The 23580-nt window shown below is 52.1% G+C and carries 17 protein-coding genes; 2 read left to right on the top strand and 15 right to left on the bottom strand.

Features of this window, described 5'->3' with window-relative positions:
• Window positions 1-191: 191 nt before the first annotated feature.
• Window positions 192-350 (bottom strand): hypothetical protein, encoded by a 159-nt coding sequence (locus LKD70_RS11055; RefSeq protein WP_227708091.1) that lies wholly within the window; start codon window positions 348-350, stop codon window positions 192-194.
• Between the two features lie 113 nt (window positions 351-463).
• Window positions 464-1585 carry an anaerobic sulfatase maturase gene (locus LKD70_RS11060; protein WP_227708092.1) on the bottom strand — a complete coding sequence of 374 codons (1122 nt, stop codon included), beginning with the start codon at window positions 1583-1585 and terminating at the stop codon, window positions 464-466.
• Between the two features lie 218 nt (window positions 1586-1803).
• Between LKD70_RS11060 and LKD70_RS11065 the strand changes: the two genes are divergently transcribed.
• Window positions 1804-2337: a methylated-DNA--[protein]-cysteine S-methyltransferase gene (locus LKD70_RS11065; protein ID WP_227708093.1), complete on the top strand. Its 534-nt coding sequence runs from the start codon at window positions 1804-1806 to the stop codon at window positions 2335-2337.
• 578 nt (window positions 2338-2915) lie between these two features.
• Here LKD70_RS11065 and LKD70_RS11070 read toward each other — a convergent pair.
• From LKD70_RS11070 to LKD70_RS11115, 10 genes are all read right to left on the bottom strand, one after another.
• Window positions 2916-4031: a coiled-coil domain-containing protein gene (locus tag LKD70_RS11070; protein ID WP_227708094.1), complete on the bottom strand. Its 1116-nt coding sequence runs from the start codon at window positions 4029-4031 to the stop codon at window positions 2916-2918.
• A 545-nt stretch (window positions 4032-4576) separates the two neighbouring features.
• The gene (locus LKD70_RS11075) at window positions 4577-6076 is read right to left on the bottom strand and encodes a glutamate synthase subunit beta (protein WP_227708095.1); all 1500 of its coding nucleotides are present in this window, start codon (window positions 6074-6076) and stop codon (window positions 4577-4579) included.
• 12 nt (window positions 6077-6088) lie between these two features.
• Window positions 6089-10621, bottom strand: a complete 4533-nt coding sequence (gltB, locus tag LKD70_RS11080; RefSeq protein WP_227708096.1) for a glutamate synthase large subunit — start codon at window positions 10619-10621, stop codon at window positions 6089-6091.
• Between the two features lie 309 nt (window positions 10622-10930).
• Complete coding sequence (locus tag LKD70_RS11085; RefSeq protein ID WP_227708097.1) at window positions 10931-11863, bottom strand: CPBP family intramembrane glutamic endopeptidase; 933 nt, start codon at window positions 11861-11863, stop codon at window positions 10931-10933.
• On the bottom strand, window positions 11860-13026 hold the full coding sequence (locus tag LKD70_RS11090; protein ID WP_227708098.1) for an alanyl-tRNA editing protein: 1167 nt from the start codon (window positions 13024-13026) through the stop codon (window positions 11860-11862). Before LKD70_RS11090 ends, LKD70_RS11085 begins: the two co-directional genes overlap by 4 nt.
• A 9-nt stretch (window positions 13027-13035) precedes the next feature.
• The gene (argS, locus tag LKD70_RS11095) at window positions 13036-14802 is read right to left on the bottom strand and encodes an arginine--tRNA ligase (protein WP_227708099.1); all 1767 of its coding nucleotides are present in this window, start codon (window positions 14800-14802) and stop codon (window positions 13036-13038) included.
• Window positions 14803-14930: 128 nt separating this feature from the next.
• A complete protein-coding gene (locus LKD70_RS11100) occupies window positions 14931-16106 on the bottom strand; it encodes a SpoIIE family protein phosphatase (RefSeq protein ID WP_227708100.1) in 1176 nt (391 codons plus the stop codon).
• Window positions 16107-16110: 4 nt separating this feature from the next.
• A complete protein-coding gene (locus tag LKD70_RS11105; protein WP_227708101.1) occupies window positions 16111-17820 on the bottom strand; it encodes a [Fe-Fe] hydrogenase large subunit C-terminal domain-containing protein in 1710 nt (569 codons plus the stop codon).
• A gap of 37 nt (window positions 17821-17857) precedes the next feature.
• Window positions 17858-18970: a phosphotransferase enzyme family protein gene (locus LKD70_RS11110; protein WP_227708102.1), complete on the bottom strand. Its 1113-nt coding sequence runs from the start codon at window positions 18968-18970 to the stop codon at window positions 17858-17860.
• A 40-nt stretch (window positions 18971-19010) separates the two neighbouring features.
• Complete coding sequence (locus LKD70_RS11115) at window positions 19011-19811, bottom strand: sulfite exporter TauE/SafE family protein (protein ID WP_227708103.1); 801 nt, start codon at window positions 19809-19811, stop codon at window positions 19011-19013.
• A gap of 151 nt (window positions 19812-19962) precedes the next feature.
• On the opposite strand from LKD70_RS11115, the gene LKD70_RS11120 reads away from it, so the two are divergent.
• Window positions 19963-21432 (top strand): arylsulfatase, encoded by a 1470-nt coding sequence (locus tag LKD70_RS11120; RefSeq protein ID WP_227708104.1) that lies wholly within the window; start codon window positions 19963-19965, stop codon window positions 21430-21432.
• Between the two features lie 141 nt (window positions 21433-21573).
• On the opposite strand, the gene LKD70_RS11125 is transcribed toward LKD70_RS11120, so the two are convergent.
• The 3 genes from LKD70_RS11125 to LKD70_RS11135 are packed head-to-tail and all read right to left on the bottom strand — an operon-like array spanning window position 21574 to window position 23533.
• Window positions 21574-21741 carry a DUF6903 family protein gene (locus LKD70_RS11125; RefSeq protein WP_227708105.1) on the bottom strand — a complete coding sequence of 56 codons (168 nt, stop codon included), beginning with the start codon at window positions 21739-21741 and terminating at the stop codon, window positions 21574-21576.
• Between the two features lie 12 nt (window positions 21742-21753).
• Window positions 21754-22626 (bottom strand): carbohydrate ABC transporter permease, encoded by an 873-nt coding sequence (locus LKD70_RS11130; RefSeq protein WP_227708106.1) that lies wholly within the window; start codon window positions 22624-22626, stop codon window positions 21754-21756.
• 16 nt (window positions 22627-22642) lie between these two features.
• Complete coding sequence (locus LKD70_RS11135; protein ID WP_227708107.1) at window positions 22643-23533, bottom strand: carbohydrate ABC transporter permease; 891 nt, start codon at window positions 23531-23533, stop codon at window positions 22643-22645.
• Window positions 23534-23580: the final 47 nt, after the last annotated feature.

Here is a 23580-nt window from a genome sequence, read left to right on the forward strand (position 1 = left end):
GCCGTATTCGGTCAGAAGGCCATCTTCTTTCCCCGGCGTGCCGTATTTTTATCTTTCATTCAGGTCTTCACTTTTCCGCTTTTCTTCCTTCCACTCTTCTGCCAGCCGAAACACCTCTTCCGGATCAAGAGCCAGGAATTCCGCAATCTCTTCCGGGGAACTTCCTCTTTCCAGGTTTCTTCCAACAAGCTTCAGAATCGCAAATCCCTGACAGCCTTTTCCCTCAGTTCATACTCGATCTTCTTCTGCTCATCCAGGCTCAGCTTTTTCAGCTCGTCGTATGCCTCTCCGATATACTCGTCTCTCTCTGCCATATGCTCAAACTCCTCCAATCGATTGAATGTGCTCACAATATCACGCAGCCCCTCCTCATGCAATACCTGAAAGCAAGAAAACAGCGTTATCAACAAACTTACGTGAGTTGTAAAAAGTTATCCCCACGAAAGGCAATCATCCCGGCCTCTCAGGGCATTTTCTTCAGATACTCTGCAATTTCTTCCATCCGTTTCCCGCATTTATCGAAAAACATGCGGTATCCCTCGCAGAAATAACTCCTGTATGTATCCGTGTCCTCTTCCCTGACACGGCTTCTTCTGCATCCGCCCCGGCACAGTGCGTAGTGGGGGCACTCCAGGCACACACGGCTGATCTTTTTTGACTCCTGCACGAATCGTTTCGCCGTTTCCTCCGCGAAGAAATCTGTAATGCCACCGTCGTTAAAATTCCCAAGCCGGTATTCATCCACCGCATAAAAGTCGCACGGGTAAACGCTTCCGTCCGCTTCTGTCACACACTGAATGCTGCACACACCGCTCTGCTCGCACGCTTCCGGCGGATACCCCATAAGGATTCCGATATAATTCTCAAACTGGCGGATATAGGGCGCTCTTTCCCTGCGCCAGTCCTTATACCAGAGATCAAAAAGTCCGGTCAGAAACTTCCCGTATCCTTCCGAAGTCAGGGAATATTCCCGCCCTCCCCACTGTTCCCCCAGAGGGTCGAGGCAGGCGATATACTGCTGATAGCACCAGCCATTTTTCTTATACTCGCTGTAAATCTCCCGGATCGCCTCTGCCGTCTGCCTGTTTACAACGGTCAGGATATTGTACTCCACACCATGCTTTTCAAACATGCGGATCGTCTCCCGGACCCGCTCATATGTGGGCTCGCCGCCCCGGTCATGACGGTAGCGGTCATGCAGCACTTTCGTCCCGTCAAGAGAGACGCCGATGAGGAAGTTGTTGTCGTGGAAAAATCTGCACCAATCCTCATTCGTCTCCAGTCCATTCGTCTGAAGCGTATTCATCACCTGTACCCCGTTTCGGTTGAACCGCTGCTCAAACTCCAGCACTTTTCTGTAAAATTCAATTCCCCGCAGTGTCGGCTCCCCTCCCTGGAACGCGAAACAAACGCTCCCCTCTGCCTGAAACAGGACTTTTCTTATCACCTTCCGTATCGTCTCCTCCGACATCATTCCATAAGATTCTGTCTCCCTCTTTGCAATTTCATCGCAGTAGAAACAGTAGTCGCAGTGCATATTGCAGAGACCGGAAGCCGGTTTGATCAGTATTGTCTGAAGCGGCATCATTTTCCCTCCCATTTCGCGCACACAGTCTGCAGCCGCCTGACATACAGCGGCCTTTCTTCACACATGCATGCAGTTTCCTGTCCTTAAGAATAGCATATATCCGATTGTCCCCGCAAGTTCAGCGTTCTCCTCTACTCTCTGCAGGAATTCTCTTGATTTTCTTTCTTCTGTTTTCTACAATAAAATCATCCTTTATCGGAACGGAGGCGTATACCATGCAGTACATCAGTCATTATGAATCCCCGCTCGGCAGCATCCTGCTGGCAGCGGATGATACCGGTCTGACCGGATTATGGTTTGAAGGGCAGAAATATTTCGCCCTTCACCTGGACAAAGAACACGAAGAGAAAGAGGTTCCGCTGTTTGAGACAGCAAAGCACTGGCTTGACATTTACTTTTCCGGCCGGGAGCCTGATTTTTCTGTGCCGCTTCACTTTACAGGCACGGCATTTCAGAATGAAGTATGGGCAATCCTCTGTACGATTCCTTACGGGAATACAATGACTTACGGGGAGATCGCCGGAAAGATTGCAGCAAAAAAAGGGCTGCCGCACATGTCCGCACAGGCAGTCGGCGGAGCAGTTGGACATAACCCCATATCCATTATCGTACCCTGTCACCGTGTTGTCGGAACAAACGGGAGTCTGACCGGATACGCCGGCGGAATCGATAAAAAGGTGAAGCTTCTGACACTTGAAAAGACGGATATGTCATCGTTTTCTGTCCCGAAGAAAGGGAGCGCACTGTAGACGCTCCCTCACTTTTACAAAATCCCCTGCCGAATTATCCGGGTAAAGTATTCTTCGTCACTCAGGACTTTCTGCTTCACCATACTGTTTTCCCGTCTTCCACTCTTCCGTCAGCCGGTACACTTCTTCCGGGTCAAGCTCAAAAAGCTCTGCAATCTCTTCCGGAGAGAGACCTCTCTCAATCTTCTTTCCGACAAGCTTCAGAATCGCAAGATGCTGTCCCTTCTCTATTCCCCCGTGGGAAGCATGATAAAATTTTCATTCGTTTTCTCATCGATACTCGTCATATCTTCTTCCTCCCTATTTTAACACGAGACTCCTGTATGCGAAACACCACATCGATAAAACATCTGTTTATCCAGTCGCTTGAATGTACTCACCATATCACGCATCGATTTCTTCTGCAATACGCGAGAGCGAAAAAACAGCGTTATCAACAAACTTACATGAGTTGTAAAAAGTTATCCTCCGGAAGGCAAAACGCATACAGAAAAAAGCAAAACGCATGCAGAAAAAATCCCGCGGCCAAAACCGCGGGATTTCTAATTTCAATTCATTCAAATTTCAAACTGTTCTGTTTAGTAGCGAACATAGATCATACCGCTCTGTACCGGTCCGATCTTTACAACATCACCGCTCTGCGGAGCATGTATCATCTGTCCGTTTCCTATGTAAATACCACAGTGGGTGGAGCTTGTACAAATATCACCGGGCTGCGGATCGCTCACCTGAGGCCAGCCCATGAATGTGTACGTCGTACCAAGTCTTGTGTAACTTCCTGTCAGGCAGTAGCTTACAAGTCCTGAGCAGTCGAACGTGTCCGGTCCGCATGCTCCCCATACATAAGCGCATCCAAGCTTGCTGTATGCCCTGTCAACAATCGCATTTCCCGTCACAGCGTCATACCCGGAATCAGAAGAACCCGATGATCCGTTGTCTGCAGAACCCCCATCGGTTGTTCCGCCGCCTGTCGTACCGCCGTTATTTGTCGTTTCTCCGCCAGACTGAACTTCTTCCGCAGCAGCTGCAGCAGCTGCAGCCGCCGCTTCCTCCGCTGCTTTTCTCTCAGCCTCTTCCTGAGCCTTTCTTGCCGCTTCCTGAATCATCTCATCCAGATTAGCGATTTCGTCCTGCTTGGATGAAATTGTATTGTTCAGTTCTGTCTGCTGCTCCTGATACTGAGTTTCCAGAGACTCAAGATTCGACTTTTCTTCCTCAAGTGTCTGCTGGAGATCTTCAATCTCATTGATCGTGTTGACATATTCATCAAGCTGGTTGCGGTCATACTCCTGTACCTGCTGCGAATACTCAACCTGTGTCAGTATGCTTGTAATATCTCCGGATTCCATCACCTTCTCCACCGCAGCAGTTCCAGTTCCGGATTCATACATGTATTTGATGCGAAGCTTCATCGCTTCATACTGCTCTTCCTTCTTGGCGTTCGCCGCCTCCAGATCCGCCTCAGCCTGTGTAATCTGCTCACCTACGTCAATCAGCTGAAGCTCCAGTTCATTCGCCTTTGTGATCAGATCATTCAGCTGTGTCTGAAGGTCACTCAGCTCGCTCTGCGCATCCGCTTTCTGATCTTCCAGATTCGCCTGATCCTCAGCAGGTGTCGCAAAAACAGGAGTAACTGTAAGCGAGCACGCAAGCACTGTCGCTATAAATGCACTATGTACTTTTTTTAACTTCATCTCGTCACCTTTCCTCAAATATTAATTATTCAATTCCCCACATATATGCATAATACAACAGAAATGCATCTTTTTCAACAGCATTTCCCCTAAAAATTGCATTTGCGGGGCCGAACAGGCGCTTTCCTCAATCAGCATGTAAAAATTATAATAAATTTTGCCCGAAATTTCAATACATTTTTAACATTTCTGTAATATTTCACAAATCTGTCTTTGTCACAGAGACATTCCTGAAGCAGATAAAACGGATTGTTAAGCCATTCGCTTCGGCAAAGCAGCTTTCGGTGCAGGACAGACTGCCGGGAATTTTCCTCAGACGGCACCTCCCTTTGCTCCGCAGGAAAACAGAGTCGAAATAAAAAGCTACATATTTGAAGAAAGAAGATGCCCGCCGAAACTGTGTTGCATGAACGGCGAGTGGAGCGCGTACGCGCGACTTTGAGCAAGGGAATGCAATCACAGTTTCGGTGGGCATCGCAATATAAGCCACATTTTGTTTTTTATTCTTGATGTATTTTATCTGCCGGACAAAGCCAGCTTTCTTCTTATTGAATTGTCAGATTCGTATATCCCATCAGGCTCTCGTCCACCTCTCTGGCAGCCTCCCGCCCCTCGCGGATGGCCCACACGACAAGCGACTGTCCTCTGTGCATGTCTCCGGCTGTGAATACATGCTGTACATTGGTTGCATATTTTCCGGGCTCTGTCTTCACGTTTGTGCGCTCGTTGACGTCCACGCCGAACGATTTTGTCACATAATCCTCACTGCCGAGGAAGCCCGCCGCGATCAGCACAAGGTCCGCATCCACGGTGTACTCGCTGCCCGGGATTTCGGCCATCATCATCCTTCCGGTCTTCTCGTCCTTTTTGCTCTCAAGCTTCACAAGCACAGCCTTGCACAGCTTTCCTTTCTTGTCCTTTACGAACTCTTTCACTGTTGTCTGGTAGACTCTCGGATCGTGGCCGTACAGCGCAATTGCCTCCTGCTGGCCGTAATCTGTCTTGCAGACACGGGGCCACTCCGGCCACGGGTTCATGGCGGTTCTCGCATCCGGCGCCTTCGGCATCATCTCAAGCTGAAGCACGGATTTCGCTCCGTGACGGATGGACGTTCCCACACAGTCGTTTCCTGTATCTCCGCCGCCGATGACAATGACATGTTTCCCTTTTGCGGAGATATATGTCCCGTCCTTTAACTGCATGTCATTGGCCCAGAGCGCCTTTGTCGTCGACTTGAGGAAATCAACCGCAAAAAAGATTCCTTCCGCCTCGCGTCCCGGCGCCTTGATGTCGCGCGGATTGGAAGCGCCGCACGCAAGGATCACCCTGTCGTACTCTTTCAAGAGCTCTGCGGGTTTCACGTCTTTTCCCACATTGCAGTTCACCCGGAACTCCACGCCTTCCTCTTCCATAATTTTTAACTTGCGGTCAATATACTGCTTCTCCAGCTTCATATTCGGAATGCCGTAGCGCAGCAGTCCTCCCGCCTTGTCCTCCCGCTCAAAGACCGTTACCGTATGTCCCCTTCTGTTTAAGAGATCCGCAGCGGCAAGTCCGGACGGACCGGAACCGATAACCGCCACCTTTTTCCCGGTGCGCACCTTCGGAGGCCGCGCTTTCGCATATCCTTTCTCATAGGCGTTCTCTATGATCGCGTATTCGTTGCTCTTGCTTGCAACCGGGTCTTCATTGAGTCCGCATGTGCAGGCATTCTCACAGAGAGCCGGGCAGACTCTGGAAGTAAATTCCGGGAAGTTGTTCGTCTTCGCCAGCCGGTAGTATGCTTCCTCCCAGTTGCCGTTATAGATCAGGTCATTCCACTCCGGCACAAGATTGTGAAGCGGACATCCGCTGGCCATCCCCATCAGGTTTAAGCCTGACTGGCAGAAGGGCACGCCGCACGCCATGCACCGCGCGCCCTGGAGTTCCTGCTCTTCCTTGGAAAGAGGCGTATAGAACTCATTAAAATGTCTGATTCTCTCAAGCGGCTGCTCTGCCGTCTTGTCTTTTCTCGCATAATCCATAAATCCTGTCGGTTTTCCCACTTTTCACGCCTCCTATCTTCCGTTTTTGATCTTGTTGAACGCCTCGATCTGCGCCTTTTCCCTGCTCAAGCCTTTCTCTTCCATCTGGAAGATCGCCGCCATCATCTTCTCGTAGTCTTCCGGGATAATCTTTTTGAACTTCGGAAGATATTCTTCAAAATGATCAAGAATCCGTTTTCCCACCTCAGAATTTGTGTAGGATACGTGCTCCTGAATCATTCCCTTTAATTCCTGTACATCATATTTATCCGTCACGCGCCGGATCTTCACCATGGCCTTGTTCACTCTCGTATAGAGCGTGCTGTCCATGTCGAGCACGTATGCAGTACCGCCGCTCATTCCGGCCGCAAAGTTCTTGCCGACCTGGCCCAGGATGACAACGCACCCTCCGGTCATGTACTCACATCCGTGGTCTCCTACGCCCTCTACGACCGCGCGGGCGCCGGAGTTCCTCACACAGAATCTCTCTCCTGCCACGCCGCCGACGAATGCCTTGCCGCTCGTCGCGCCGTAGAACGCAACGTTTCCTATAATAATGTTCTCATCGGACTTAAACTTTGTGCCGTTCGGCGGGCATACGACGAGCTTTCCTCCGGAAAGTCCCTTTCCGAAATAGTCGTTGCTGTCGCCGACCAGCTCCAGAGTCAGCCCCCTCGGGATAAACGCGCCGAAACTCTGTCCGCCCGCGCCCTTGCACTTGATCACAAAGCTGTCTTCTTCCAGTCCGTCCGGATATCTTCTTGTGATCTCAGATCCGAAGATCGTGCCGAAGGTCCGGTCCACGTTGCTTACATCTACCTCAATACTTCTCTTCTGTCCCTTCTCAAGGGCAGGCAGAAGCTGTTTTACAAGAACCCTCTCGTCCAGCGTCTTTCCAAGTTCAAAGTCATAGACTTTCTTCGGATTGAAGATCATTCCTTTCTTCTGTTTAGCGTACGGATTATAGAGGATTCCGCTCAAGTCAAGCGTCGCTGCTCTGTCCGATGTAGGAACATCCTTCACCTTCAGAAGATCCGTGCGGCCTACCAGCTCGTCCACCGTGCGCACGCCCAGCTTTGCCATATATTCTCTTAACTCCTGCGCGATAAACCGCATGAAGTTGACAACATACTCCGGTTTTCCTGCAAACCGTTTTCTCAGCTCCGGATTCTGTGTTGCAACACCCACCGGGCACGTATCCAGGTTGCACACGCGCATCATCACGCACCCCATCGTCACAAGCGGAGCCGTCGCAAATCCGAACTCCTCCGCGCCGAGAAGGGCTGCAATCGCCACATCACGGCCGCTCATAAGTTTTCCGTCCGTCTCGATGCGGACACGCTCGCGCAGTCCGTTCTGAATCAGTGTCTGGTGCGTCTCCGCCAGTCCAAGCTCCCACGGAAGTCCCGCGTTCTGGATGGAACTTCTCGGCGCCGCGCCGGTTCCCCCGTCATATCCGGAGATCAGGATCACGCCCGCGCCTGCTTTCGCAACACCGGCCGCCACAGTTCCAACTCCTGCTTCCGATACCAGTTTCACCGAGATTCTCGCGTTTTTGTTCGCGTTTTTACAGTCATAAATGAGCTGTGCCAGGTCTTCAATGGAATAGATGTCGTGGTGCGGCGGCGGTGAGATCAGGCTCACGCCGGGGGTAGAGTGTCTCGTTTTTGCGATCCACGGGTATACCTTTCCTCCCGGAAGGTGTCCGCCCTCTCCGGGCTTCGCTCCCTGGGCCATCTTGATCTGAATCTCCTGGGCGCTCACAAGGTAGCGGGACGTCACGCCGAAACGGCCGGATGCCACCTGCTTGATTGCGGAGCAGCGGTCCGTGTCAAGGCGTTCGATATCCTCGCCTCCCTCACCGGAGTTTGACTTTCCGTGAAGCCGGTTCATGGCGATGGCCAGTGTCTCGTGGGCCTCCTTTGAGATCGAACCGTAGGACATGGCTCCCGTCTTAAATCTCGTCACAATGGAGTCCACGCTCTCCACCTCGTCAATGGATACGCCTTTCTTCGGATAGTTGAACTCAAGCTGTCCTCTTAAGTTGATCTTCTCTCCCTCTGCGTCCACCATCTGCGTATACTGTTTGAACATGTCATAGTCGCCGCGTCTCGTGGACTGCTGGAGCATATGAATGGTCTGCGGGTTGTACAGATGTTCCTCCCCGCCGCTTTTGTATTTGTGTCTTCCCACGCTGTCAAGCGTCATATCCCCGTCCAGTCCGAGCGGATCAAACGCCTGTGTGTGGAACGCCGTATAGTCCTCGGCGATCTCATCGATTCCGATTCCGCCCACACGGCTCACTGTATCGGTAAAGTACCGGTCGATAAACTCCTTCTTCAGTCCGATCGCCTCAAAGATCTTCGCGCCCTGGTACGACTGGATCGTTGAGATTCCCATCTTGGATGCAATCTTTACGATTCCGTGAATCACCGCGCTGTTATAGTCATTCACTGCCGCATAGTAATCTTTGTGAAGCAGTCTTGACTCGATCAGCTGGCGGATGGACTCATGCGCCAGATAGGGGTTGATCGCGCAGGCCCCGTATCCGAGCAAAGTCGCGAAATGATGAACTTCTCTCGGTTCGCCGCTCTCCAGAATCATGGCCACGGAGGTTCTCTTCTTCGTGCGGACAAGGTGCTGCTGCAGTCCGGAGACAGCCAGGAGCGACGGAATCGCCATATGGTACTCATCCACATCGCGGTCCGTCAGAATCAGAATATTCGCGCCGCCGCGGATCACTCTGTCGACTTCCACGAACAGGTACTCGATCGCCCGGGAAAGACTCGTGTTTTTGTAATAGGTAATCGGAATCTCCGCAACCTTGAACCCGTCCACCTTCATATTTTTGATCTTTAACAGGTCCGTGTTCGTCAGAATCGGGTTGTTCACCCGGAGCATCTTACAGTTTTCTTCCTTTTTCTCAAGCAGATTTCCGTCTTTTCCCACGTAAATAACCGTGGATGTCACAATCTCCTCGCGGATCGCGTCGATCGGCGGGTTTGTCACCTGTGCGAAAAGCTGTTTGAAATAACCGAACAGCGGCTGGCGCTTCTTTGAAAGCACGGAAAGGGGCGTGTCGATTCCCATGGCCGCGATCCCTTCTCCGCCGTTCTTCGCCATCGTAAGAATGGAAGTCTTCACATCCTCGTACGCATAGCCGAACGCTTTCTGAAGTCTTGTGCACTCTTCCTTTGTATACTTCGGAATATCCTTGTTCGGAATCGGCAGATCTTTCAGCTGGATCAGGTTGCTGTCAAGCCATTCTCCGTAAGGCTCCTCGTTTGCATATTTCTCTTTCAGCTCCTCGTCGTCGATTACTCTTCCGGCAACCGTGTCCACGAGAAGCATCTTGCCCGGATGCAGCCTCTCCTTTACAAGGATTTTCGACGGGTCAATATCCAGCACGCCGACCTCAGATGAGAGAATCAGGTTGTCGTCATCCGTGATGTAATATCTGGACGGACGCAGTCCGTTTCTGTCCAGAACCGCTCCCATCACGTCTCCGTCAGAGAAGAGGATGGACGCAGGACCGTCCCACGGCTCCATCATCGTCGCATAATACTGATAGAAATCCTTCTTATTCTGGGACATGCTGCGGTTGTTCACCCACGGCTCGGGGATGGCGATCATCACTGCCAGCGGAAGCTCCATACCGCTCATGACCATGAACTCGAGCGCATTGTCGAGCATGGCCGAGTCGGAACCGGATGTGTTGATGGCCGGAAGTACTTTGTGAAGTTCGCCTTTTAAACATCCCGCCTCCATCGTCTCCTCTCTGGCCAGCATCTTGTCCGCGTTTCCGCGGATCGTGTTGATCTCTCCGTTGTGCACGATGAAGCGGTTCGGATGCGCCCTCTGCCAGCTCGGCGCTGTGTTGGTGCTGAAGCGGGAGTGAACCATGGCAATGGCGGACTCATAGTCCTCGTCCTGCAGGTCACCGAAAAACTGTCTCAGCTGGCCTACAAGGAACATACCCTTGTACACGATCGTCCGGCTCGAGAGAGAAACAACATAGGTATCGTCACTGCTCTGCTCAAACACACGGCGCACAACATAGAGCCTGCGGTCAAAATCAATCCCTTTCTCCACCTTCTTCGGTCTCTCGATGAACGCCTGCATGATGCACGGCATACAGTCCAGCGCCGTCTTTCCGAGCACGTCCGGATGCACCGGAACTTCTCTCCATCCGAGGAAGTTAAGTCCTTCTTTCTTTACGATGACTTCAAATATGTTTTTCGCCTGATTGCGCTTTAACTCGTCCTGGGGAAGGAAAAACATGCCCACGCCGTAATCCCTCTCGCCCCGGATATTGATACCGAGCGGTTTACAGACTTTCTGGAAAAATTTATGCGAGATCTGCAGAAGGATTCCGACACCGTCTCCGGTCTTGCCTTCCGCGTCTTTTCCTGCCCTGTGCTCCAGGTGCTCTACAATCTCAAGGGCCCCGGCGACTGTGCTGTGGCTCTTTACGCCTTTAATATTGACGATAGCGCCAATACCACAGTTATCATGTTCAAAACTCTCCCGGTACAGTCCCTGCGGATTCTCATTTGCTCTTCTCATGGTCGCTGTCCTCTCCTTTTCACTTTATGTTCAAGACTATACACGATTTCAGAAGATTTGTAAACAGGAAATTCTTTTAAATTGTCAGATAATTAGATTATATGATATTTTTAATATTATTTTCAGATAATTATTCGTTTTTAAAAACAAAAAGAATGGTTACTAAAATAGCGGAATATGCCTTTATTTCCATACTTTTATCAGTAAATCAGGCAGTAAAAAGCGGCAGGATCAACATCCTGCCGCACACAATTCAAATCCGTTTTTTATTTATTTTTTTGACTCTCAGTGCCTCTTCTCCCACCTATTTCAGCGGAACATATCGAGCGTACTGTTCTTTTCCTCCGGAGGATTCTCTTTTTCCTGTCCCGGTATTCTCTGAATCACAACAAACACCGCTGAACAGACAAACGCTCCTGCAATTGCCGCGACTCCCAGCCGGAAGGCGTCTGATCCGAGCCACGCGAACACGCCCAGTTCGGTAAAGACAAGGGAGCATATATTCATCACCGCATGGAGAAGAACAGGAGCCTTGATTGTTCCAAACTTCTCATACAGATACGAGAGCATGAGTCCGAGGCAGAACGTATAGATCACCTGCGTCATGCTCGTATGCATCATCGAGAAAAACACGGATGACCAGATCGCGGAATACCAGAATCCCTGCCGTTCCCGATAGCGCTTGTACATGATTCCCCGGAACATCATCTCCTCCGCAAGGGGAATGATAATACCAAGTCCGATGATCTGAACCGGAAGGCTCGCCGCGTACATGGACTCAGCCGCCTGCTCATACCGGATATCATAAAACGCCATCTGCGCCATCGCCATCAGACAGGTTGCCGCAATGCTCCCCACCGCGCCGAACACCAGGATCGTCCAGTATTTTGACGCCGGAGCCTTTACCGCGGGCGGAATCCCGTACTTCTTCTCCAGTTTCCGGTCCCCGGAGAAGAGGACTCCCGTCAAAGCCAGTGTTCCCAGGCTGGCTGCAGACGCGATTTCCACCTGGTACCGGACAAGCGACTCGAACGCCGGTCCCAGCACATTGATATAGGCTTCCGTGACCGCTTCCATCGTCGGTTCAATCACACCGTTCACCATATCCGAATAGATCTGCATCACGTAAGGAATCTCGATTCCCAGCTGGATCACAAACTGGATGGCGCCCCGGATCACGAGATACCCGAGCAGCGGTCCCGCCAGACTCCAGAAGGGTCTTTTTCTGTATATCTGATTCATTCTGTCTCCTCCGCCTTTTCAAGAATCCATGAAGTGATCGCATCCTCAGAGCCGGACACCGTTCCCTGTACCATCTCCGGGCGTCCGCCGCCCTTGCCGCCGAACGCTTCGTTGAACGCTTTCGCCAGAGGCCGCATGTTCTTTGTCCTGCTTCCGATCACGTAGCGGTACCCGTTTCCGCTGTCTCCGTGGAACACGGCGCAGAGCGAGTGTCCCGCTTCCAGCACACGGTTCATCAAAAGCCGCATGGACTCTCCGCCCAGATCTTCCGTAAAAATGCACACGGCGCCGGGTCCCTCCGGCACTGCCGCAGCCCTGCACTCGATCAGGCGTTTCTCCTTCTCTCCCAGCTCATACTTAAGAGCCGTATTTTCCTCTTTCAGGTGGCGCACCGCCTCTGCGGTCTCATTCACCTTTGCGCAGAGCATCGCCGAAACCTCCCGGGCCTGCCTCTGCTTCACCGCATAATCCGACAGCGCTCTCACTCCGCAGAGCATCGACACCCGGACGCCTCCCTTATACCGCTGAACCCCGGTCAGCTTAATAACGCCGATCTCCCCGGTCCGCTCCACATGGGGCGCACAGCAGGCGCAGGTGTCATATCCCGGAATCACGATGATGCGCACCTGGCCCTCGATCTCGATCTTGCTCCGGTATCTGATCAGAGAGAGTTCTTCCTCCGACGGCCAGAGGGTCTTCACTTCCAGGTTTTTCCACACCGCACGGTTGGCCTCCAGCTCAATCTCCGAGAGTTCTTCCTCTGTGATCTCCCCGCTGAAGTCCATCGTACAGTCCTCGCTTCCGAGATGGAAGCCCACGTTGTTGTACCCGAACCGGCTGTGGACAAGGCCGGAGACAATATGCTCCCCGGTATGCTGCTGCATTTTCATAAAGCGCTCTTCCCAGTCGATCCGGCCCTTCACCTGCGTTCCCGGTTCAAGAGGCTCCTCCGTAATATGGAGAATTTTCTCCCCTTGCTCCTGCACGTCAAGCACTTTCACGCCTCCGAGGACACCGGTATCCGCGTACTGTCCTCCGCCCTCCGGGAAAAAAGCAGTGCGGTCAAGCTCTGTCTCAAAGCGGCTGCCGTTCTGCACGCATGACAGAACGCAGGCGTCGAACTCTTTCATATGACTGTCCCGATAATACAGTTTCTCCGTCATCGCAATTCTTTACATCCTTTCCGGCGCTTCAAATCCGAGCAGGTCAATACACGTTTCAAGCACACGCTTGGACAGCGAAAGAAGCGCGATGTAGCCCGCCTTTTTCTCCTCGTCTTCCTCAGAGAGGATCTTTGTCTCATGATAGAACTTGTTAAACTCATTTGCCAGCTCGTAAATGTAGGCGCAGAGTTTATGCGGCGCCGTCTCCTCGCAGACCGCGTCGAACACGTCGTTGAATTTGAGCACCTGAAGCATCAGCGCCTTCTCGTACTCATTTTCCGCCGGGCGGATGACAAGTCCGTCCGGATTTCCGCCTGCTTCCCGGTATTTATTCAGAATGGACTTGATACGCACAATCGTGTAGAGGATATACGGGCCGGTATTTCCCTCAAAGGACGTAAAGCGGTCCACGTCAAAGACGTAATCCTTTGATGCCTGGTTGGAAAGGTCGCCGTACTTGATCGCCGCAAGTCCCACGATCTGAGCCGTGCGCTCCGCTTCTTCCTCCTCCACGGTGCGGTTGTCCATAATCTTTCTGTACATCTCGTCATCGATCTCGCGGATCAGGTTCTCAAGGCGCATCACACCGCCTTCACGCGTCTTAAAGGGCTTTCCGTCCTTTCCGTTCATCGTACCGAATCCGAGGAAGTCAAGCTCCGTCTCCTGCGGCATAATTCCTGTCTTCTTCGCGCAGCGGAACACCTGGATAAAGTGCAGCTCCTGACGCTTGTCCACCACATAGATAACCTGATCCGGGTGATAGTCTTCCTCCCTCTGCACAAGGGTTGCCAGATCTGTCGTATCATAGAGAGCCGCTCCGTCGGATTTTAAGATCATGCAGGGCGGAACCTCTTTGTTGTCTGTTTCCTCCTGCACATCCACCACAAGAGCGCCCTCGTCATAGCGGGCATAACCCTTGTCCTTCAACATCTGCACCATATCCGGAATGTATTTCTGCGCGTCCGCCTCTCCTTTCCAGAGATCGAACTCCACGTTTAAGTTCTCATAGTTTCTCTTAAGATCTGCCACGGACACGTTCATGATATGGTTCCAGACCGCCCGGTATCCCCGGTATCCGTTCTGGAGCAGATAAGTCGCATGCAATGCTTCTTCCCTGTAATCCTCGTGTTCTTTCGCATATGCGCTTGCCGTAGGATAGATCTCTTCCAGCTCTCCGATTGTAAACGGCGCCTCCTCCGGGTACTCCCCCTCATATGACTCGTCAAAATAGGGAAGCTCCGGCTTTCTCTTCTTAAGTTCCGTGATGATCAGTCCCATCTGGTATCCCCAGTCGCCCAGATGGATATCGCCCGTGACGTCATGGCCTTTGTACCTTAAGATCCGCTTGATGCTCTCTCCGATGATGGCGGAGCGCAGATGCCCCACATGGAGCGGCTTTGCCACGTTCGGCCCGCCATAGTCGATAATGATTTTCTTCGGCTTCTCCGCCTCCGAGACTCCCAGCTTTTCCTCCTTCGCCATATCGTTTAAGTAGGACGCCACGCACTCCGCCGAAAGCTTCAGGTTGATAAATCCGGGTTTTACTACGTCCACTGACTCGAAATATTTACTGTCATTCAGATTCGCGGCCACATCCTCCGCAATCACAAACGGCGCCTTTTTATATTTTTTCGCACCCGCAAGCGCCCCGTTGCACTGGTATTCGCACAGATCGGGACGGTTTGAGAGAGTCACTTTAGCAAGCTCTTCGTCATATCCGGCCTTCACAAACGCCTCTCTCATCTCTGCGGTGATCAGTTCCAGCAATGTCTTCAATTCTTTCCACTCTCCTTTAAGTTTGCCTGTTCACTCCTGCACAGTGACAGCGCCGGCATGCAGGCGGACTTTCCCCGTCTGCGCGCCGACGCCACTATTTTACCATGTATCATGGGCCACGGCAAGTTTTAGTAGTATTTCGTATTCACCGTTCTGCCCATCTCCTCCGCCGTGCGGATCAGCTGATCCACAAGATTCTGCCTCATACTCAGGTCAAAGTTCAGTTCCGACTCGGTGTGCGCCGCGTTGACCGCCGTTCCCACAAAGAGATTTAACTCCGTACACTCCTCGATGAGAAGCTTTGCCAGTTTTGAAGCGCCGTTGTCTTTATCCAGCTCCTCAAAAAATTCCGCGTCAAACTCATCCCGCACATATTTTTTCAGAAGCTTCAGGCTCTTGCCCAGAGTAAGGACTCCTTCTGTCACAAGATCAATCCCTTCAATCGTCGCCATGGGCGGCACGTCCGGGTTCCGGCTGTCAATCTTTGTCACGATCTCTCTGCCGAGCACGCGCGCCGCAATGTTGGCGCTCGTTCCCCCGGCCACAACCTTCTTTCCTTCCGCATGCATGAAGTCGTACATCAGCCGCTCGTCATCCGCCTTCTCCTTCGGCGGGCCAGTGAAAATATTCACCACTCTGCGCTCGATCACCCTCACCACAGCGACCGTGGTGTCGTCCCCGGGTTTCTCCTCGTAGAGCTCGTCGCAGGCCTGGCTTAACATGACGGCAAGCCGGGATGCAGAGAGCGTTTTTTTCGTGCATTTCAGCGTATATTCCGCCATGGCGTCCCACGTCCATCCCTGCAGGTTCAGAATCGATCCCGCACCTGCATAGATCACGCCGTCGCTCATGAGCACAAAGCAGTCGTTCTTCTTCACCGTGAAGCGGTACTCATGGATCTTCTTTCCTTCAATCTCGCGCACCTCATACGGATAGTTTACGATCTTTCCTTCCCGCACAAACACACAGGACGGATTGTCGAACTCTACAAGATACGCCTCCCCGCTGCGCGAAATCTGAAGAATGGAAAACGTGGCATAAGCGACTTTCCTCACCTTGCAGATGGGAAGCGTCTTTGCGACCGTCTCCACACACGACTCGATCGCCGCCCCCTCGTGGAGCATCGTACCCAGAATCTTTGACGTCAGCGTGGCGAGAATGTTGGCTTTCACACCGCTCCCCATCCCGTCCGCCAGAATCACAATATCCGAGTCCGCAGTCTTTATGATCTCCACTTTGTCGCCGCACAGTTCTTCCTCATGTTTATTCAGGCTTTTCCATGCCGCATCGATACTAAAACTCATAGGCTTAATCCTCCTCGTTCAGAATCGAATCACGCAGCTTCGTAAGCGTCACCTTCGTCTCCGCCGTCGTCTCCCCGAGCAGTCCCGCAATCTCCTGGGCCACCATCATCTGCTTCTCAATGACTTTCTGGGCCATCTCCACGGTTTCCACCTTGAGATTGTAGTGCTGCTCTTTTACCTTTTCCTCCCGTGTCACATCCTGGAAAGTGACAAGCACTGCGTCGAGATTCTCAATGTACACGATGGTCTCCTCCGCAATGATCTTTCCGCCTTCCAGCTCGATTTTCTTATGGAGCACAGGCTCTCTCGTGAGAAGCGCCGTCTCGATATCGTCTGCCTCGATAAACTCAAATATGTACCGCTGCACCGCCTCCTCGCGCCCAACTCCGAGAAGATCCTGCCCCTTCCGGTTGCAGTCCAGTATCTTCATGTCGCTTCCAATGACAAAGATCATATTCGGCGTCACATCCATAACCACATTGGACATGGACTCCGCCTGGGTCAGAGCATAAGGCATGCACATGGACAGCTCCGCCTTGCCCTGGAATACGGCGATGGCCTTCTCCCGGCATGTGGAATATCCGCAGGCCCCGCAGTTTAGCTCATCTTCCTTTGAATATTTTCCGGTAGACCTTAAAATTCTCTGAATCTGTTCTTCCGACGGCATCGGATCGGTCAGACTGCGGTCTCCAAACTGCTTGTAAAGCTCCTGCGTTGTCATATCCGGCAGATCTCTTGCCGCTTTATAAGAGACAATATTTTCGATTTTCACTTTCGTCTTCACATAGGAAGTATTCCAGTGCGCCGAGGCAGGTCCCTTCGCGCATCCGCCCTCGCACACGTTCGCTTCGATAAAGCAGTGATCCAGTTCTCCTCTCCGGAGACACTCCAGCATCTCCATACAGTTCTCAAGACCGTCCACGAACACTTTGTGATACCCGTCCGCATCTTCCTCCGTAACGACAGACTGAATCACGCCTCCGCTGACCGGATAGAGACGGTTGATCTTCGGATCCGGATTTCCCATCGGCCTGTCTTCACAGGCGCGCAGATCAATTCCCGCTTCTTTAAGCCATACGGCAAGCTCTTCAAATGTAAGAATCGCATCGACCGCTCCTCTCACCCGCTCGTCCCCAATGGCCTCCTGCTTCTTCGCAATGCAGGGGCCGAGAAAGACGACCTTCACGTCCGGTCCGTAGATCTTCTTAATGTAACGGCCGTGTGCAACCATCGGAGATACAACAGGAGCCATCAGCTTCGCGCAGTCCGGATAATACTTTTCGATCAGGTCGTTCACGCTCGGACAGCACGTAGTGATAATGTTCGGCATCTCCCCGCTTCTCACCAGCTTCTTGTACTCGTCCGTCACAAGAGCGGCGCCCTCCGCCGTCTCTCTCACCTCATAAAACCCGAGCTTTGAAAGCGCGTCCACCACCTGACCGGGGCTGTCGAACTCCAGCACTCCCGCATAGGACGGAGCTATAGATATGACAGTCTTAAGCCCCTGGGCGAGATACCCTTTTACCCGCTCCAGATCACTGGCGAACGTCTTCGCATTCTGGGGACAGACTTCCAGACACCGCCCGCAGTTAATACAGTGATCCACGATAATACGCGCCTGCTCATCCTTGACCGATATGGCCTTCACCGCGCAGTGGCGCACACATTTGTAGCAGTGACGGCACTTTGCATCCTTAAAGTCAATAACTCTCATCCGGCAAACCCTCCTGTAAAATTTTCATTTCCGCCCGCTAAAACTGACGGGCCGCAATCTCCTGCATGCTCTCCCATTTTTTCTCCATGTCCCCGACCAGCTTAAACTGCGTGCGGCACCGGTCCAGGTTATGGCCGTCTCTGTGGATCTTAAAATACTGATCTCCTTCCAGGTAGTCTGTGAGGAAACGCATTCCGCACTCGAACGTCATAACCTTCGCTCCCATCGGCAGAAGCTCCGTCTCCTTCTTCGTCAGCTTTCCTCCGCAGCCTTTTAAGAATCCCCGCGTATAAGTTTCAAACAGTCCGAGGTCGAGCTCTACCCTGTCCAGATCTCTTTCATCCTCCGCTCCTGTGCTGGCGCCGAACCGGATGGAATCCCCGAAGTCATTTACCGCGAGTCCGGGCATCACCGTGTCAAGGTCGATCACGCAGATTCCTTTTCGTGTCTTATTGTCAATCATAATGTTGTTCAGTTTTGTGTCATTGTGCGTAACCCGCAGAGGGATCTCCCCCTTCTCCTGAAGGTCCCCGAGCACGTGAGCCACGTCTTCGTGAGCCAGCACAAAATCAATCTCCTTCTGCACATGCGCCGCACGCTTGCACACATCCCGCTCCACTGCTTCCTTAAACACGCGGAATCTCGCCTTCGTGTCATGGAAGCCCGCAATCGTCTCATGAAGCGTATCCGCCGGAAAATCGGCAAGCAGTCTCTGGAACCGTCCGAAAGACAGCGCGCTCTCGTAGAAATCTTCCGGCCTCTCCACCTTATCATAACACGTTGCGTCCGTAATAAAAATATAAGAACGCCAATATTCTCCTCTGTAATCAACAAAATACGGCCTTCCGTTCCGCGCGGGAATGACATTGAGCGTCTCCCTGTCCGGATCTCCGCCGTTCTCCACAATCTTCTTTCTCAGATGTGACGTGACGGCGATGATATTTTCCATCAGCTCTACGGGCTGTCGGAAGATCTCCTTGTTCATCCTCTGAAGGATCACCTTCAGATTCCCCATCTCCCGGATTTCAAACGTCAGCAGGTACGTGTCATTGATGTGTCCGTTGCCAAACGGCCGCACATCCGTCAGGCGCCCTTCGTATTCAAAGTTTTTGATTGCCTCGTTAAGCTGTGCCTCAGATACTCGATTCATAAATAATTCCTCCCTCTGTTTCATATATTGACCGCCGCTTCTATGATGCGGCAAGTCCGAATTTCACCGCGTTCCATATATTGATCGCCACAATTACCGCCATAAGAGCAATGAACAGCTTGTTCACGCTCTCGTCATCAATCTTTTTGTTAATTCTGCTGCCGAGCATGCCGCCCAGCATTCCTCCCGCCACCATAAACACGAGATAGACTGCCTTCACATCCGGTATCGTCCCTGTCACGCATGTCTGCGCAAGACTCGTTATCTGCGAGAGCATAATAATATACAGGGAGCTTAAGGCAGCCTCTTTTGTGGACATGGAGAAAAACCACGCCAGGACAACAAGATTAATGGGTCCGCCCCCGATTCCAAGGAAACTGGACATCACGCCGAGCAGCAGCCCGATTACAACACAGAGCCACACGCTCTCGTATTTTCTTGTGCGGATGTGCTTCTGATTCAGTGTGTAGACAAGCGTTCCGAGCGTGATGAATATAAGCACCACAGCCTGCGTCATTCCGACCAGGTTATCGTTTCCGACCGCGGTTTTGAGCGCCTGGAACATACTCTTCCCCGCGACGCCTCCGGCCGCCGCACCCAGCGCGAGAAAGGTCGCGATCTTTACATTGAGCTTCGCGGCCCCTGCCCTGATATTTTTGTACACTGACACAACCGACATGGCCAGCACCGTACACCCCGACAGGAAGCTGATGCTGCTCACATCCATAATCCCCGTAGCATCCAGAACCGGTTTGATGATCACTCCGCCGCCGATCCCACAGATCGACCCGATGATCGATGATAAAATGCTGACTGTGAAAAATATTCCAACTGTTGCCATTCTTCCATTCCTCTTTTGCTTTTTCTTCTGCTGCTTCTCTAAATTGTCTCCCGGTTTTCCGGCATAGGGTTCCTGCTCTTTGCGAGATCTTCTCTTGCTTTTCTTTCTGCCTTGTATTATCGTGTAAGTATCACACAAAGGAGCAAAAAACATGGACAGACCAAAACAGCCCAATATCATACTCATCATGACAGACCAGCTCCGCTGGGACTGCCTCGGTTACGCCGGACATCCGGACGTCAAAACACCGTATCTGGACACCCTTGCCTCCCGCGGGGTTGTCTTTGATTCCGCTTACAGCGCGTGCCCCAGCTGTATCGCTGCCCGCGCAGCGCTCCATACCGGCAGGGAGCAGAGCCATCACGGCCGGGTCGGGTACGAGGACAACATTCCGTGGAACTATCACCACACCATGGCGGAAGAGCTTTCCCGGGCGGGATACTACACACAGTGCGTCGGAAAGATGCACGTCCACCCGCTCCGTAATTATCTCGGCTTTCACAACGTGGAACTGCACGACGGATACCTTCACAGCGCGAGATACGCAAGCGTCCCCTACCGGGAATCCCAGTTTGTCGCAGACGATTACTTCTACTGGCTCAAGGAGAACCTGGGAGTCAGCGCAGATGTCACCGACACCGGAATCGACTGCAACAGCTACCTGGCCCGTCCCTGGATGCACGAGGAAAAATATCATCCGACCAACTGGGTTACAGACAGGAGCCTCGATTTCCTGAGAAGAAGAGATCCGCGCAGGCCCTTCTTCCTCATGGCGTCCTACCTGCGTCCCCATCCGCCCTTTGACGCGCCCGACTACTACTTCCGTCTCTACCGGGACATGGAGCTTCGTCCGCCGTTTACAGGGGACTGGGAGACAGACGAATACCTGAGACGGGACGGCCGCATCTTCGACTCAAAAACAGGTCCCGCCGATCCGGAACTGGCCCGTCAGGCACAGATCGGCTACTATGCATGCATCACTCATCTCGACCATCAGATCGGACGGCTGATCATGGCGCTCGTCGAGCAGGAGCTCTACGACGATACGGTGATCCTGTTCACTTCCGATCACGGGGAAGAACTCTGCGACCACCATATGTTCCGCAAATCCCGTCCGTACGAGGGAAGCTGTCATATCCCCCTGCTGATCAGCGCGGGGAAAAATGTGCTTCCCGGGCTTAAGCCCCACAGCGTCTGCCGCAGCATTGCGGAACTGCGCGACGTCATGCCCACGCTTCTGTCCATCGCGGGAGCAGACATCCCGGAGTGCGTGGACGGAATGAACCTGCTGCCGCTCGCGGAAAACCCGGAGAAAACCGGCCGTTCCTGGCTCCACGGAGAACACTCCTACGGCGAGTTTTCCAACCACTGGATCGTGACCGGAAAGGATAAATACATCTGGTACTCCCAGACCGGGGAAGAACAGTACTTCCGTTTAGACGACGATCCGCACGAGCTTCACAATCTGATCGGCTCTGACTCCTGCCGGGAGAGAATCGGGTACCTCCGTTCCCTCCTGATTAATTCTCTGACCGGCCGGCCCGAGGGATTCACCGACGGAACCCGGCTGATTTCCGGACGCCCGTATCCTCCCACGCTTCCGAACGCCTCCGGAATCTGAAGGGCCAGTGCTTCTGCACAGACGCGGAATACTTTCCGGCTGATATACAAGACTCCCGCCGTATATCGAAGATATGACAGCGGGAGTCCTTTTTGTATACAGATCTCTCATGTATACGAGTCTCTTATGTGTGCCCGTTCCTCACTTATATCTTCTGTTATAGAGATACAGCAGGACAAGCAGTCCGGCCAGACCGGCCAGCTCCATTCCAAGCCCGGCAGCGCTGATATTCTTCTGTCCCATTATAACAAGGGCGAGGCAAACAATAAAGACAACAACCATAATGATATTTCTCACTGCACTGTTCATTACTATTTCCTCCTATCCTTTCAGTCCGCCAAGCGTCATGCCCTTTGTCAGCTGCTTCTGCAGGCAGACGTAGAGCACTAATACAGGTATCATAACGATGACAAGTCCGGCGTACATGATACCATAGTTCGTCGCCGTTCTCTCGACTGCCATCAGGTTTTTCAGTCCCACAGCAAGCGTGCTGTGCTCATCCATGAGAGTGAAGGCGATGATATACTCGTTCCAGAAGGAAAGGAACTGGAACAGGATAACGGTCAGAATACTCGGCTTCGCCATCGGTATCATGATCTTTACCATCGTCTTTAAATATCCGCAGCCGTCAATGTAGGCCGCCTCCTCAAATCCTTTCGGCAGCGTCTTAAAATAACTGCTCAGAAGGTAGATGGAGAACGACAGGGAACTTGCCGCATATACAAGCGCCAGTATAAACCTGTTGTCCAGGAAAAAGTCCACTCCCAGCGCACGGTTCGCGCCGCTTAACATCAGGAAGATCGGAACTACAATATAGCTGATATTCACGAACAGCCCGGCCATAAACGCCGCGTTTAATATCTTCTTTCCTCTGAACTCAAAACGGGACAGCGCATAGGACGCCGGCAGAGCAAAGAGAAGCAGAAGCACAAGCGCCAGTGCGGTCACGATCACGGAATTCAGGAAAAACTTGCCGATCTCCGCATCAATGAATGCGGTGATGTAGTTCTGATACTGCAGCTGTTCCGGCAGCGCCCAGGGATTGACCCCTTTGCCGATAAATTCGGCATTGCGCTTAAAACTTGCCATAAACACCCATGCCACAGGCACGATAATGGAGATCGTCATTGCGATCAGGGCGATATAGATGACAATTTTCAAAATAATGCCTGATACTTTTACATCTTTTTTCATACTGTCTCCGCCCCCTTTAGAATTCCAGAACTTCTCTGTCAGTGATCTTATTTACGATCGCCGCCAGCGCAAACGAGAAGACAAAGATCACAACGCCTATCGCCATACCATAGCCGTACACGCTCGCTCCGTATGCCTGTTTGTACATATAGTTCAGCACAACTTCCGAGTGTCCGTTCGGTCCTCCGTTGGACATGATCTGTACAAACTGGAAGCTCAGGTTAATCGTACTGATAATGTAGAATGTCAGCGTTGTCCGAATATTGCTCCAGATCAGCGGCAGAGTCACCTGGAAGAAGATCTTCATCTCCGAAGCTCCGTCCAGAGACGCGGCCTCATACAGATCCTCCGGGATCGCGGCCATGCTGGCCATATACATTACCATATAGTAACCGATCGCCTGCCACACAAGCGCGAAAATAATCGAGTACAGTACAATCCTCTGGTTTCCCATCCACTGCTGCGTAAGAAAATCAAGTCCGATGGCCTCCAGAAACGTGTTCAGAAGACCGGTGCTCGGATTGTAAATCGCACCGAAAATACCCGCGATAACTACAATACTCAAAATATTGGGGATGTAGAAAATCACGCGGAAGAAGTTTTTCCCTTTTACATTGCTGCGCGACAGAATCGCCGCAAACAGCACCGCGAAAATAATCGTACAAATTGTTACCAGAACGATAATCGCAATTGTATTCTGCATTGCCTGCAGGAAATTCGTATCGTTAAACAGCGACTTGAAGTTATTCAGCCCGACAAAAGTCTTCCTGTTCGTGATCCCTCCCATACGGTACAGGGACATTCTGAATACATTGATCGTCGGAATAAATACAAAAAGCGTAACCAGTATAGCCGCCGGGGCTATACAGAAAAAGACAAATCTGCCCTGTGCCCGTTTTCTGTTCATAATCCCTCTCCTTTTCTTAAAAACGGTGAGCTTAATAAACTCACCGT

It is taken from the genome of Ruminococcus turbiniformis, from assembly GCF_020687545.1.
Lineage (GTDB): Bacteria > Bacillota > Clostridia > Lachnospirales > Lachnospiraceae > Mediterraneibacter > Mediterraneibacter turbiniformis.